General features: G+C 63.0%; 11 protein-coding genes, 1 pseudogene and 1 riboswitch. Of the genes and pseudogenes, 2 read left to right on the forward strand and 10 right to left on the reverse strand.

Annotation, left to right across the window (positions count from 1 at the left end; all coding sequences use genetic code 11):
• Positions 1-30: 30 nt before the first annotated feature.
• The 9 genes from fusA to ACLL97_RS07040 all read right to left on the reverse strand — a co-directional run bounded on the left by fusA (position 31) and on the right by ACLL97_RS07040 (position 10,892).
• A complete protein-coding gene (gene fusA, locus ACLL97_RS07000; RefSeq protein ID WP_411279756.1) occupies positions 31-2,151 on the reverse strand; it encodes an elongation factor G in 2,121 nt (706 codons plus the stop codon).
• Between the two features lie 578 nt (positions 2,152-2,729).
• The gene (locus ACLL97_RS07005) at positions 2,730-3,602 is read right to left on the reverse strand and encodes a PEP-CTERM sorting domain-containing protein (protein WP_411279757.1); all 873 of its coding nucleotides are present in this window, start codon (positions 3,600-3,602) and stop codon (positions 2,730-2,732) included.
• 253 nt (positions 3,603-3,855) lie between these two features.
• On the reverse strand, positions 3,856-5,058 hold the full coding sequence (gene wecB / locus ACLL97_RS07010) for a non-hydrolyzing UDP-N-acetylglucosamine 2-epimerase (RefSeq protein ID WP_411279758.1): 1,203 nt from the start codon (positions 5,056-5,058) through the stop codon (positions 3,856-3,858).
• Positions 5,055-6,599, reverse strand: coding sequence for a glycosyltransferase (locus tag ACLL97_RS07015; RefSeq protein WP_411279759.1), 1,545 nt, complete (start codon positions 6,597-6,599; stop codon positions 5,055-5,057). Before ACLL97_RS07015 ends, wecB begins: the two co-directional genes overlap by 4 nt.
• Complete coding sequence (locus ACLL97_RS07020) at positions 6,596-7,867, reverse strand: hypothetical protein (RefSeq protein WP_411279760.1); 1,272 nt, start codon at positions 7,865-7,867, stop codon at positions 6,596-6,598. Before ACLL97_RS07020 ends, ACLL97_RS07015 begins: the two co-directional genes overlap by 4 nt.
• Positions 7,868-8,194: 327 nt before the next feature.
• On the reverse strand, positions 8,195-8,980 hold the full coding sequence (locus tag ACLL97_RS07025) for a calcium-binding protein (RefSeq protein WP_411279761.1): 786 nt from the start codon (positions 8,978-8,980) through the stop codon (positions 8,195-8,197).
• 37 nt (positions 8,981-9,017) lie between these two features.
• Positions 9,018-9,107: riboswitch (cyclic di-GMP riboswitch) on the reverse strand.
• Between the two features lie 183 nt (positions 9,108-9,290).
• Positions 9,291-9,761, reverse strand: a complete 471-nt coding sequence (rpsG, locus tag ACLL97_RS07030; RefSeq protein WP_171225349.1) for a 30S ribosomal protein S7 — start codon at positions 9,759-9,761, stop codon at positions 9,291-9,293.
• Positions 9,758-10,174 (reverse strand): 30S ribosomal protein S12, encoded by a 417-nt coding sequence (gene rpsL / locus ACLL97_RS07035; RefSeq protein ID WP_171225350.1) that lies wholly within the window; start codon positions 10,172-10,174, stop codon positions 9,758-9,760. The genes rpsG and rpsL overlap by 4 nt, the downstream gene beginning before the upstream one ends.
• A gap of 157 nt (positions 10,175-10,331) precedes the next feature.
• Positions 10,332-10,892, reverse strand: coding sequence for a hypothetical protein (locus ACLL97_RS07040; protein ID WP_411279762.1), 561 nt, complete (start codon positions 10,890-10,892; stop codon positions 10,332-10,334).
• Between the two features lie 236 nt (positions 10,893-11,128).
• Here ACLL97_RS07040 and ACLL97_RS07045 point away from each other — a divergent pair, with 236 nt between their 5' ends.
• Positions 11,129-13,072, forward strand: a complete 1,944-nt coding sequence (locus ACLL97_RS07045) for a serine/threonine-protein kinase (RefSeq protein ID WP_411279763.1) — start codon at positions 11,129-11,131, stop codon at positions 13,070-13,072.
• A gap of 218 nt (positions 13,073-13,290) precedes the next feature.
• Positions 13,291-13,659, forward strand: coding sequence for a four helix bundle protein (locus tag ACLL97_RS07050; RefSeq protein ID WP_411279764.1), 369 nt, complete (start codon positions 13,291-13,293; stop codon positions 13,657-13,659).
• 157 nt (positions 13,660-13,816) lie between these two features.
• On the opposite strand, the pseudogene ACLL97_RS07055 reads toward ACLL97_RS07050, so the two are convergent.
• A pseudogene (locus ACLL97_RS07055) lies at positions 13,817-14,731 on the reverse strand (DNA-directed RNA polymerase subunit beta'); the annotation flags it as partial.

Consider the following 14,731-nt stretch of genomic DNA (forward strand, 5'->3'; position numbering starts at 1 on the left):
GTAATTGGGTAGTGAATGAGTGGGTGAGGCTTACGCCTTCACCTTGCTGATGATCTCTTCGGCCTTCGACTTCGGCACTTCCTCGTAAAGCGCGAACTCCATCGAGTAGACCGCTCGCCCTTGCGACATGCTGCGCAGCTTGGTCGAGTAACCGAACATCTCGGAAAGAGGAACACTTGCCGAGATTACCTGCGCCTCGCCGCGCTGGGTCATGCCGCCGATCTTGCCGCGACGCGAGGACAGGTCACCGAGGACGTCGCCCATGTACGCTTCCGGGCACACGACCTCGACATTCATCACCGGCTCAAGGAGACACGGATGCGCGAGACGCGCCGCTTCCTTGAATGCCATCGAGCCAGCGATCTTGAACGCCATTTCGGACGAGTCGACATCGTGGTACGAGCCGTACACCAGCTGCACCTTGATGTCCACCACCGGGTAGCCCGCGAGCACGCCCGTTTCCAGCGCTTCCTTGATACCCGCTTCGGTCGGGCCGATGAATTCACGCGGAATCACACCACCGACGACCTTGTCTTCGAAGACGAAGCCCTGACCCGGCTCACTCGGCTCCATGTTGATGACCACATGGCCGTACTGACCCTTACCACCCGACTGGCGGATGAACTTGCCTTCGATCTTTTCCACGCGCTTCTTGATCGTCTCGCGATAGGCCACCTGCGGGCGACCCACGTTCGCGTCGACCTTGAACTCGCGCCGCATCCGATCGACGATGATCTCGAGGTGCAGCTCGCCCATGCCGGCGATAATCGTCTGGCCCGTTTCCGGGTCGGAGCGCACGCGGAAGGTCGGATCTTCTTCGGCCAGCTTCTGCAAGGCGATCGCCAGCTTGTCCTGGTCCGCTTTGGTCTTCGGCTCGATGGCGACGTCGATGACGGGGGCCGGGAACTTCATCGCTTCGAGGATGATCGGCGCGTCTTCCGTGCACATCGTGTCGCCGGTGCGCGTGTCCTTGAGGCCGATTGCTGCCGCGATGTCGCCGCAACGCACTTCCTGGATTTCCTCACGCTTGTTGGCGTGCATCTGCAGCAGACGGCCGACGCGCTCACGCTTGTCCTTCGTGCTGTTGTAGACGTACGAACCCGACGTCAGCACACCCGAGTAGCAGCGGAAGAACGTCAGCTTTCCAACGAACGGGTCGGTCGCGATCTTGAACGCGAGGCCGGCAAACGGCGCGTCGTCGGTGACCGGGCACTCGACGAAGGTCTCGTCGTTGTGCGGGAGATGCCCCTTGATCGCGGGCACGTCGAGCGGCGCGGGCAGGAAGTCGATGACGGCATCGAGCAGCGCCTGGACACCCTTGTTCTTGAACGAAGCGCCGCAAAGAATCGGAATGAACTTGCCCGCACAGGTGGCCGTACGAATGGCGCTGCGGATCTCGTCCACCGTGAGTTCTTCACCGGCGAGGTATTTCTCCATCAACACCGCGTCGTATTCCACGACCGTGTCGATGAGCTTGTGACGCGCCGCTTCCACGGCGTCATGGAACTCGGCCGGAATATCCGTGACCGTGAACGTCTTGCCGAGCGTCTGGTCGTCGAAGATGTACTGCTTGCGTTCGATGACGTCGAGGTGACCGGTGAACAGCTCGCCCGAACCCACGGGAAGCTGAAGCGGCTGAGCGCTCTTGGACAGCCGGTCGTGAATCATGGCAACGCAGCGCTCGAAGTTGGCGCCGACGCGATCCATCTTGTTCGCGAAGATCATGCGCGGCACGGCATAGCCGTCGGCCTGGCGCCACACCGTCTCCGTCTGCGGCTCCACGCCGGCGACCGAGTCGAGCAGCGTAACGGCGCCGTCGAGCACGCGCAGCGAGCGCTGCACTTCGACGGTGAAATCTACGTGGCCCGGCGTGTCGATAATGTTGATGCGATACTCGGGGCCGTCGCCCTTCGCGTCACTCTGCCCATGGCGCTGCCAAAAGCAGGTTGTCGCGGCTGACGTGATCGTGATGCCACGCTCCTGCTCCTGCTCCATCCAGTCCATGGTGGCTGCGCCGTCATGGACTTCGCCAATCTTGTGCGACTTCCCCGTGTAGTAGAGGATGCGCTCAGTGGTCGTGGTCTTACCAGCATCGATGTGGGCCATGATGCCGATGTTGCGATAGTGCTCGAGCGGGGTCGTACGCGGCATAGTTTTCGGCGGCGGCTCGCTTACGCGGCGCCTATCTTTGACGAGAAGTGGACCAGCAAAAAAACGGCTGGACCTGTCGCCTCGCCTTTGCGCGAGACCGGTATCCATCCGCTGCCGCCGGGTGTGCTCGCCGCTGGTGCACGAGTGGGGACCCAAGCGCGCCGGTTACAGAGAACAGCTGACTCCGTGACCAACGTTAAATTGGCTGCGTTGCTTTTCGGGAGCCTCGGAACGTCTCAGACGCCGAAGCCGGTACAGCGTGCGTTCAGTCCTGGGCTGCAGTGCTCCGCGCCCTTCGCGTCACGCCCCCACCTCGAGAGGTGGCCCATAGGGCTCTCGGCCGCAGATCGCCGAGATAGTGGTACGGTACTACTGTCTGCCGCAGGCACCCGTAGAAGGCGTTTCGTGGCAGACCCCTAACATGGTGGACGTTGGCGAGGATGTCAACCCGCTCCAGGCGCCGGAAATACTGTGACCAATAGTCCTTATCCGGTCCTCGTCCCGCCGCGCCCTGTACACAACGCGCGCGCCGCCCGGAAATGCCGAGCGGCGCACGCGAGGTTCGTCGCAGCGAGCGGCTAGCTCTTCCGGCGACGACGGGCCGCGAAGGCCAGTCCGGCCAAGCCAGTCGCCATCAGCGCCCAGGTGCCCGGCTCGGGGACGGTGGTGATCGGCGCGCGTAGCACGATGTTGTCCACCCAAAACGTGGCGTAACGCGACGGGTTGTTGATGCCGTACCCGCCGCTGCCTTGCTCGTCCCGTGTGCCGTACGGATCGTAACTGTCAAGCGCGTTGGAGTACGTCGCGGTGAACAGGATCTCGTTGATGTTCATGTTCGCGCCGAGGAGCGTGCTCGCCGCTCCCGATGTGCCGAGAAAGCTGAGGTCGTTGGACCACTGCTGTACCCCGCCGAGCAGCCCCGTTACGCGCAGCGTCGAGACGTTACCCCAGCCGGCCCCGAGGAGCATCGACGCGAGATTGAAATTCTCGGTGCGGAAAAAGCGAGCCGTCGTCCCGCCGGAAATGGCCAACACGTTGGTGCCGCTCCGCGAGGCGAACTGCGAGAGCTGGCCCTGGTATCCGGTGTAGCTCTGATCGTCCGAAATGTTGTAGAGCTTCGTGGCGGCCGGCGGGGGATTCACGCGGCCGTTTACAAAACAACGACCCGCCGTCTGCTGGCGATCCGAGTACAGATAGTCCCGCAGATCAAGCGCCGCGAACCCAGACCAGTTCATCTGCCGATACGGGCTGGCAATCGTCTGCCCGTTCCAATTGCAAACGTGGCTGTTCCAGTTGTCCTGACTGCCGGCCAGAAAGTTCTGATTGACCGGGCTCTCGTAACCAAGATCCGAGAACGTGATCGGCTGCGCCGACAGCGGCGCGGCTACCAGCACGGTACCCACAGCAAGTGTGGGCAGCAGCAAACGACGGATAGTCTCAAGAACGCGCATAAGACACTCTCAAAAACGGGACGGGTACGACTACTTCTTGCACCGGACTGGTGCATAAGCCATGCCATATGGCGAACTCAACCATAAACAGGCGCTTCCGTCGTGTAGTTCGTGTTTTCGGGGCTTTCGACACCAAATCGCCCTACGGGGCTGTTGCAACAACACTACAACAACTCGGCGTCTGCTGCCACTACGCAACAACACTGTCCATGACGAACTCAACCATTCGTTGCCGGATCGGTGTCTACCGTTTTCAGATCACCATCTCCACCGACGACCTGTCATGCTCCTCGACCAGAGCCGACTCCAATATCTCGGAAATGCGGTCACCGGCCCTGCCGTCGCCGAAGGGGTTCGGGCCCGACACCATTCGCTGGTAGACCACCGGATCACACAGGATGCTCAAGGCCTCCTTCACAATCAGATCCGGGTCGGTGCCAACAAGAATGCCCGCCCCCACCTGCACCACTTCCGGACGCTCGGTGCGCTCGCGTAGGATCAAGATCGGGCGACCCATCGAAGGCGCCTCCTCCTGGAGTCCTCCGGAATCCGAGAGAATGAGCGTGCTGCGGTGCATCAGCTTGAGCAGGTCGCGATAGGCCAGCGGTTCCGTCAGTATGACGCGGGGGGTGGTTCCCAGCGTCTCCACGAACATGCCCCGCACGTTCGGATTCGGATGGAGCGGAAGCACCACCTGCAGATCCGGCACGGCGTCGACCAAACGGCGAATGGCCCGCGCGATGTCCCGCATGGCCGCCCCATGATTCTCGCGCCGGTGCGCCGTCACCAGCGCCACCCGCCCGTCACCCAGCGCAGTGAGTGCGGGATTCTCGTACGGCTGTGCAATGTCCATTTGTCGCACCGCATCCACGATCGTGTTGCCGGTAACGAAGATGCGGTGCATCGGCACCCCTTCCCGAAGAAGGTTGTCGCGGCTTTCCGGCGTCGGTGTGAAATGCCACTGCGAGGCCACCCCCACAACGCGTCGGTGGAACTCCTCGGGAAACGGCTCCTGAAAGTTGAAGGAGCGCAGTCCCGCTTCCACGTGCCCCACGGGGATCGACCGCCAAGTCGCGGCCATCGCGCCCGCTATCGCACTGCTTGTGTCGCCCTGCACCAACACCACCGCCGCCTTCGACTGCACCATCACCTCGTCCAGCGCCGTAATACAGCGCGATACGAACTCGCTCGGCGTCTGGTTGGTGGTCATCAACGTCAGCGCGATGTCAGGCTGAATGCCGACATCGTCGAAGGCGCGCGCGAGCAGCTCGCGATGCTGACCGGTGGACACTAACGTCACGCGCATGCGACCGCGTTCGCGGATCGCGCGCACCACCGGCGCCATCTTGATCACTTCGGGGCGCGTCCCTACGATCGCCAGCACATGTGGCGGGTCGGTGGGGTCAATGGCGCGCATCCCGCCACGCATTGGAGTGAGCCAGCGCGCAGTGCTCATGATTTCGTGCTCTTGACGATGACTTCAATGTCGTCACGTGAGACGACACCCTGATGCACCAGGATGGCCCCCAACTGACCGCCGTGCTCTCGCTGTTGCTTGAGCGCCAGCACGAGCTGCTGCGTCGTGAGCTTGCGCTCTTCGATGAGCCGTTCGCCGAGTCGCATCTGCGCACCGACTTGCGGCGGTAGCGAGTGCTCGGTCTTGTCCCAGCTCATCGGGATACCGGTACGCCGGTAGCGTGTGTACTGCAACGCCGCACGCATCGTAGCCACCAGGTTCACGATATTACTGAACGGCGTCCGGAAAATCGCCAGCATCGCCTGCCAGAAGCCGTACAAGCGGCCAGTGGCCAGCGCGCGCTGGAGAAGACGATTCAACATGAACAGGAAGCCGATCCAGAAAAGCCACTGAAACCACGGGTTCTGCACGAGATCGGGAAGCTCCGGCCGACTGAACGTCTTGATCCACTGATAGCCCGCGGAATACACCACCAGGATGTAGCCTGCGAGCACAACGAGATATCCCAACGGTCCGCGACGATCGTGTGCGAGAATCCAGTTGAGCCCCGTGGGCCAGCCCCAGTGCTCCCATCCCTGGAACACGATACCGGCCATCCAGCGTGTCCGCTGACGCACCGCCGTTTTGAACGTCTGCGGAAACGGCGCCCACGTGGCCACCAGCTCTTCCGGAGCACCCGGCTCTTCGCTCGACTTCACGTATTGATGCAGATAGCGCGTGGGGCGGCCTTGCACCGTGAGACCGAGTCCGAGGTCGTAATCCTCGGTGAGGGAATTGATCGCGAACGGCACGCCGTTACGCTCATCCATCAGCTGATCGATCACGCTGCGCCGCACGCAGGTGGCCACACCGGCCGACGGCACAAAGCCCCACACCTTTTCTCGCACGAACATGTTCTTCGTGTACTGCTCGGCGAACTCGTCGATGTACGTGCCGGCCACGAAGTCGTACCAATACGGCGGCGTCGAGAGCACCGGCAACTGCACGAAGTCGGCGCCTTCGCCGCGAAAGTACCAGTTGAGCAGCCGCAGTTCCTGCGGATGAATCAAGTCCTCGACATCATGAAATACGATCAGGTCGTAGCGAAGTCCCGCCCGCGCCTCGTGCTCGGCGATTGCGGCGAGTACCGCGTTCACGCAATCCGCCTTCGACGTCGGTCCGTCATTCTCGGTGACAACCTTGCGCACGTTCGGATAAACCGAGCGCACCTTGTCCACCTCACGGCGCGTTTCCGGATCGTTCTGATACGTGCCGATCCAGTAGTCGTACCGCTGATAGTCGATGCGCGGCAGGTTGTACATCAACATGCGGGCGATCACGTCCTGCTCCTTCCACGCCGGCGTCACGATCGCGATGCGCCACTCGCTGACGTCCTTCAGTTCGTTGGTGGTCACAACCGGCCGTTCCCACCAGTTGAACATGCGGCCGAGCCAGTACACGCAGTCGAAGAACAAATCGTCGAGCGCGAAGATCACATAAAATACGGCGATGATCGCGATCGCCATTTCGTAGTTCGTCATTGGCGGCCTCCCGTCGATTGGTCATGCAGCGGCTTGAGCTTGCGCCAACCGTAAACCGCCGTAAATCGCCAGTCGTGATACCGTCGGTTCGTCGCCGCGGGCGGCTCCATGATGTAGCGACCGGCGATGCCCTCAGCGAGAAAGACGAAGCCGTGTCCGGGACGTAGCGCCACACCACCGCCGATTTCAGCGGCGCGATTGAAGAAGTCCGCGCGACGGTCGTAGCCCACCCAGCCGCGCGCGAAGAAATCGACGGCCTTGGTCGCGAGTGATCCCACGCGAAATCCTTCGCGCAACTGCAGGTAACCGATGACGTTCTTGTCGAATCGTTCGTACCAGCTCACGTCACCCGAGAGATCGGTGAGCAGTCGAACGTTTGACCCGTCGCCGAGCTGCAACTCGTGCGCGAGAATCACGTACGCGCCGGCGCGGATGTCGCGGCTCCAGCTGTTTTTGGCGCCGGAAAGCAGTGACCGCGCACCGCCCGCTTCGGCGTAGAACCAGATCGGACCACGTGCCGGACGCACACGCACACCACCGGCCAGAATCGCCGCGTTGTCGCTGAGCACGCGCGACTGCAGTCCGCCTGACGACTTCGAATCGCGGGTCACGCGCAGCGAGGTATAGACCGCGTGCCCCCACGAACTGCCACTCTCGATACCGAGGCGCGTGAAGCCGGTCGCGATCGTATTCGCGAATCGCGTCTGGTAGAACGGCGCGAGATAGCCTTCGGAGAAGTACGCAGTACCGGGACCTTGTTTCACACGAAGCGCGCGCTGCGCGGGCAACGAGACGATGGTGTCGTCCGCGAGCGACGCCGCCGAGAACGCCGCCAGTGCACTTTTCTCACGACCGACGTCGTCGTACAGATAGCCGAGCGCAAGATGATCAACCGGCGTAAGACCGCTCGCGGTCTTGGCGATGCCCTCGAACGCCGTGATGGCCTCTCGCGTTCGCTTCAGACTGATCAAAACGTAGCCAAGCTGGCGATGGACTTCCGGCCGCGACGGATCACGATCGACGCCTTGTCGAAGGAAATCGGCGGCTCGCGGACGGTCGCCGCCAGCCAGCGCGAGATATCCGAGCTCGATGCGCGGCAACGACTGACTCGTATCAGCGGCGATCGCCTGCTCGAAGCTCACGCGGGCGGCAGCGGTATCACCGCGCGTCTTCGCGGCGTAGCCCACATTCATGGCAGCAGCGTAGCGCTCGGCGGGAGTACCCTGAGCGCGAGCCGACGCCGCCGCCAGACAGACGAGCGCAACCACAAGGGTCGCTCTCGATGCCCGAACGCGACGGCGCGACGGCTCCGGAGATGCGGAGAGGAGCGGCAATGGAACGGGGGACAGGGACCCCCACGAATCGGATCCACACAGAGGGATCTGGCAACCCCAGGCTGAGGCCGCCGATTTGCGGGATGGAGAATGCCTGACAATACCAGCGGTGTGACGTTCTGCGATAGACGTCACAAACCCCAGCAACGTCACCACCCTCACATCGCCGGTCCCGTTCCGCGTGCCCGCCGTCCCCTGACGGGCGTCGGTGCTGTGACGGCTGCGTCATCTTGCAGCCGGCGAATGCATCGCTGCGGTGTCCTAGAGCGCCCGGACCGAATGCACCTTGACCGTCGCATCCTCGGCATAAATGCCGATGCGGCCCGTCCGGTACGGGCTTTCCTGATCGCGGAGACGCACGATTTCATGACCATCGACGAACACCGCGATCGCTTCGTCAACCTGCACAATGGTGACGTCGTACGTACGCCCGATCGGGAAGGTCTGCTCCGAGCCCGAGCCGAGGAACCGCTGTCCGCCGGGGTACGCCGGATCACGCTTCCCGAGTTCCCAGCCGTTGGGCTTGGGGATGAAGTAGTAGAAGCGCTCGTCGTCGGTGTACTGCCAGATCACCCATGCCACTTCCCATGGATTGGGGGTGCCGTTGCGCAGCTGGGCCGTCGTCTCGAGACGGGTATGCATCGCCAGGCGACTCCCGTACGTCGGCCCGAGCACCATGGGCGCGTGGGTCATGTAGTTCTTCTGCGCGGCCTTGGGGCCCATCTCCAGCGACGCCTGCCGTCCGTGGCCCTCAACGGCCACGCAGCCGTACCCGTCGAAGCGCACGGTCCACAACCCGAAGTCTTCACCTTGGGTCAGGCACGCCGGTCGGACGGTGGGGAAGTCGATTCGAGGGAGGCGATTGGCATAGCGAAGCACCGCCAGTTGCGATGCGGCGTCGTTGCGCATTGACGGTCCGGAGACCATCGCATCGAGGGACACCTGACGACCGGCGTTGGCATCCAGCGCCGTCGTCGGGTTGGCCGACCGGCAGGACGCCAACAGGAGCATCGCCCCGGAAAGGGCGAGGAGTCGGGTGTGCGACATCGCACGTTCTAGCACTGCTACTCCGCGAGCGGGTTCGTTCGGTAACTCGGCCAGCTGACGTGGCGGACCACGTGTAAGCCCCGGAGCTTTGCGTCCCCGACTTCCGTCGGGTTTGCCGTTTCGCGACCTCGGCAGTGAGGCGGCGCACCACATGAAGCTGACGCGGCCACGGTACGGGGGCAACGCCTTGTGCCGTCAGCAAAACATCGCGGCCGACGCTGTGACATTGCCAACGCTGAAACGACAACTGCCCCGGGATATCCCGAGGCAGCTGAAATAATCGTGCCGGCTGTGTGACCCGACCTTGGTGCTACCAGCGATAGTGCGCGAATGCCTTGTTGGCTTCGGCCATGCGATGGGTGTCTTCCTTTTTCTTGATCGCATTGCCTTCCCCACGGCTCGCGGCGAGTACTTCGGCGGCCAGCTTCTCGGCCATCGACTTCTCATTGCGATCGCGCGAGTACCCGATGAGCCAACGCATGGCCAGGGCAGAACGACGATCCTGACGGACCTCGACCGGCACCTGGTACGTGGCGCCACCGACACGGCGGCTCTTCACTTCGACCACCGGCTTGAGATTGTTCAAGGCCTGCTTGAACACGCCCACGCCCGGCTGACTGGTCTTGGCTTCGACGATATCCATGGCGCCGTAGAAGATGCCTTCGGCGGTGGACTTCTTACCCTGAATCATCAGGTTGTTGATGAACTTCGAGACGGTCTGGCTGTCGTAGCGGGCGTCAGGAAGGATGGTGCGCTTGACTGCACTTTTGCGGCGACTCACTTCTTTTTACCTCCCTTGGCGGCTGCAGCAGCCGCGGCGCCCTTCTTGGGGCGTTTGGTGCCGTACTTCGAACGGCTCTGGTTACGGCCGTTGACGCCCGATGCGTCAAGCGTGCCGCGAACGATGTGGTAACGCACGCCGGGAAGGTCCTTTACACGACCACCGCGCACGAGCACGATCGAGTGCTCCTGCAGGTTATGACCTTCGCCGGGAATGTACGCCGTCACCTCGAGCTGGTTCGTGAGACGAACACGCGCAACTTTGCGCAGCGCCGAGTTGGGCTTCTTGGGCGTCGTGGTGTAGACGCGGGTGCACACGCCACGCTTGAATGGATTGCTCTTGAGCGCGGGCGCCTTGGACTTCTCCACCACGTCCTTTCGGGCGCGGCGGACCAGCTGATTGATCGTAGGCATTCTAGGATGGTTGCCCGGACGGCCTGGCCGGCCGGGTGTTCGAACTCCGACATCTACGTGGATCGCCGCAGCCATAAGACCAGAGAGCTGTGGCGGCACGGAACAGAACCCTAAGCTTAGTCCGGGCTGGCGGGTGGGTCAACCGGGTCGTGGGGGTCTACTTGGCGGCGACCTTGGCCTTGACCAGGTCCGCTATCCGCTTCTCCAGCACTCCCATCGATGAGCAGCGCACATCGCTGCTGGCGGCCGTGGTGGCATTCTTGCCCGTGCCTTCGAGTGTGCTCTGGACGACGCTGCCGCCAGCATCGTTGGGAATGATGCGGGACTTTACCGTGAGTAGCAGCTGGTACGTTTCGGCGTTGGGCATCCCCGAGTCCCCGCCACAGTCCAGCGCGCGCATGGTCGGCACATCGCCGATCCGACGCCGCACGCGATACGTGTTGTTCCCGATCGTCCGCGTTTGCTGATTCAACTCCGTCACGGGAATACCGAGTGTCGTGTAAGCCTCCTGCAGCGCCATCCAGGCTTTCTCGACCGGCGCGTTGATCAGGGCGCTATTGACGTCGGTGGTCGACACCATATTGATCCCGGTCGCCGCCCCCTGCGTATTCTGAAGGACGGCCGTCTGCACCCTGCTGCCGCCGAAGTCTCCATTCGTGCTGGCAGACTGGGTGGCGCAACCCGACGACACGCCGGTCAGCAGCACGGTCGCGGACATCGCCGTCGGGAGACGTCGCCGAGCACACCGGTGAATCGCTTGCACACTTTTCAACGTAAACATTGGGAACTCCCCGGCATCGCGACCGGCTCATGCAGGTGTCTTAACAGCGGGACCGGGATAACGTAGCTGAGGGTAGGAAGGTGCGCCAATCAGGTCCCGAGTCACCTCCGGTAGTAGAATGGAGGATGACACGCAGTGACCACACCGGTCCATTGGTTTTCCGTGAGTAACCCGTGAGCGACTTCCAAGACCGACTCCAACGCGCCCTCGACGGCGAGTTCCTGATCGAACGGGAACTCGGCGGCGCCGGTATGTCCCGTGTTTTCGTGGCCACGGAGCGCGCACTGCGGCGCCGCGTCGTGGTCAAGGTGCTGCCGCCCGAGCTTGCGGCGGGCCTGAATGTGGAGCGCTTCCGTCGTGAGATTCAACTGGCGGCACAACTGCAGCATCCGCACATCGTGCCCCTGCTCGCCGCCGGCGACGACCATGGATTGTTGTGGTTCTCCATGCCGTACATCGAGGGCGAATCGCTGCGCGGCACGTTGGACCAGGCGAAGCGGCTCGCCCCGCGTGATGTCGTCCGCATCCTTCACGACGTCGTCGATGCGCTGGCGTATGCGCATGAACGCGGCGTCGTGCATCGCGACATCAAGCCCGACAACATTCTCACGCTGGGGATGCACGCCCTCGTCACCGACTTCGGTGTGGCCAAGGCGCTCAGCGCGTCGATTCCGGTGCACGGCAGCACGACGACCGGCATGGCGATCGGGACGCCGGCGTACATGGCACCCGAACAATTGGCGGCCGACCCAGCAGCCGATCACCGCGTCGACATTTACGGGGTGGGTTTGCTGGCCTATGAGCTGCTGACCGGCAGCTCCCCGTTCTCCGGCACCTCACCGCAGGCCACCCTCGCCGCGCAGCTCACGCAGGTGCCGATGGCACCTCATCTCTCGTACGCCGACATCCCCGAGCCGCTCTCTCGGCTGATCATGCACTGCCTCGAGAAGGACGCCAACAAGCGACCGGTGTCGGCGCGGGCGTTGTTGGGGGAACTCGAAGCGCTGCCACCCATGTCGAGCGCCCCTGCCCTGCCGATCCGCCGTTCGTGGTCGCTTTCGCGGTCGCGGTCGCGGTCGCGGTCGCGGTCGCGCGCGGCGATGCTCGTAGGCGGTCTCGTACTCGCCGTCGGCTCCTATGTGACCGCTCAACGCATTCAGAGCGCGCGACGTGACAGCGCGCTTGCCGCCGCCGATTCGATGCCGGACGCGCGCGATGCGGGCCCGGGCGGGGATCGCGCGCGCGCGATGTCGGTGGTGCCGCCGGAAACGGGGGCAGCCCGGGTGGACACGGTGTATCGCGATCTGACCGATGGGGCCAACTCGCTGGCGGTCGCGCTCGTTCTCACCCGCGCCGAATCGTTAGCGATCGCCGCCGCCGTGACCGGGCGTCAGGCCGCCACCACCGTACCGCACCGTGCTGCCGCATCGGCGACGGACGCGCCGACCGCTGCCCTTCCGGGCATGTCCGCACCGAACAGCGAGACGCGGATCTTCGTGCGCAGCGCGAATGGCGTGACGACGTCGGTCGACCGCGAGCTGCTGATCGCTGAAGTCGGGCGCATCTTCGCCGACTCGCTCTCCCGCGCGCTCTTGCACATGGACAGCGCCATGATGCGCCTCCCGCCGTCGGCGCGCGTCGACGTGCCGCGTGCGCCACTGACCGTATCGCCGATGATGGCGCCTCCGTCCGATGGACGGGTGCGGGTTGTCGTGACGAATTACTCGAACGCGACCGGCAAGCGCGAGTTCACGGGCACCACACGGGAAGTGGCGCACGAGGTGCGGGCCGCGCTGCCGGCGGACAAGTACGATGTGGTGCCGAACGAGATCACCGATCGCGCGACGCGGAACATGCCGGACCGCATGAGCGTGGGCTGGGGACTGCGCGCCGACTACGTCGTGAGCGGCATGATCAGCACGCGCGGCGATTCGGTGGTGGTGCTCACGATCTTCACCGATGTTCGGGATGGACGATTCACGCGCATGTCAGAATCGCTGGCGCCGATGGCGGATCCGAAACGGGCATACCCGATGGCGGCGGGACAAGTGAATGCGTGGCTGGATACGGCGAAAGTGAGTCGGGGGAGGAGGGGGGCTGGAAACCCGCAGTACTGACTTGAATGCCCAGCGGTCAGAAGGTCAGAAGGTCAGAAGGTCAGAAGGTCAGAAGGTCAGAGGTCAGAAGGTCAGAGGTCAGACATCCAAGTGCTTATAGTGTTCAGAATTCAGCAACAACAGTGCACAGCGGCCGAGTATTTGGTGGTGGGTGCGAATGGTTCGGCGTGCAATGAATTGGTGACGTGGTTTGCGCCGAACTGGCGACGTTCGGCTCCATGGCGAACAATCCAAATCAGCTGGTGGTACTCACCCGGGCGCGCGCATTGGCGGTCCACGTCCATCGCGCCGTGGAGCGGAGAGAACGTCTCATTGGCAAGGCGTCGCCGGGGCTCCGCAATCAGATGCTGCGCGCAGCCATGTCCATTCCTCTCCACATCGCTGAGGGCGCGGGGAAAGACACACGCGTTGATTTCGCGAGATTTCTCGGGAACGCGTTCGGGTCTGCGAACGAAGTCGAACAGCAACTGCCTCTTGCGCCGGCGCTTCGTGTCTTCGATCGCGAACTCGACCCGCTCATCGACCAGTGCCGCGAAATCCGGATGCTGCTGTACGGCCTGCGCCAGCGCCTGCAGAATCCCGACTAGGAAACCGCTCGGCCGCTGTGCACTCTCGTTGCTGAATTCTGAACACTATAAACAAGCAGACATCAGAGTTCTGAGCAGCTGACCTCTGACCTCCGACGCGTACAAACAGAAAGGGCGGGACCTCTCGGTCCCGCCCTTTCTGTATCCTCAAGCAAGCCTACTCGAGATCCGGCATCGTAAACGCGCTGGGCTCGAATACCGGCAGCAACGCTTCGAAGGTCGGCTCCAGCGCTTCCGGCAACGGTTCCGGCTCGGGGAGTGCATCCGATTCCACATCCACTTCCTGGTAGCGGTACATACCCGTACCGGCAGGGATGAGGTGACCGATGATGATGTTCTCCTTGAGACCGAGCAAGTCGTCGCGCGAGCCACGAATGGCCGCATCGGTGAGGACGCGCGTCGTTTCCTGGAAGGAAGCCGCCGACACGAACGACTGCGTGGTAAGCGAGGCCTTCGTGATGCCGAGGAGGAGCGGTTCCGCCGTTGCTGGACGGATCTTCGCCTTCTTGGCCGCATCGTTGCCAAGGCGGAACGCGGCGCGATCGACGTGCTCGCCTTCGAGCATTTCGGTATCGCCGGACTCCACGATGCGCACCTTCTGCAACATCTGCTTCACGATCACGCCAATGTGCTTGTCGTTGATCTTCACGCCCTGCAAGCGATACACCTCTTGCACTTCGTTCAGCAGATATTCCTGAACCGCGCGCGGTCCCTTGATGCGCAGAATGTCGTGCGGATTGACCGGGCCTTCAGAGATACGATCGCCGGCACGCACGCGGTCACCTTCGTGAACACGCAGGTGCTTACCCGACGGCACTTCGTAGACCTGCTCCGGCTGTGATTCATCGACCAACCACTGGCCGCTGTCCACGTTCGCCGGGCGCACAAACACTTCGCGCTTGCCGCGCTTGATCTCACCGAACCGCACGAACCCGTCGATCTCGGAGATCGTAGCCGGATCCTTCGGACGACGTGCTTCAAACAACTCGGCGACTCGCGGCAGACCGCCGGTGATGTCGCGTGTCTTGTACGCTTCACGCGAAATCTTCGCGATGATCGTACCGGCCGTGAT

Source organism: Gemmatimonas sp., assembly GCF_046594945.1.
In the GTDB taxonomy this organism is placed as follows: Bacteria; Gemmatimonadota; Gemmatimonadetes; order Gemmatimonadales; family Gemmatimonadaceae; genus Gemmatimonas.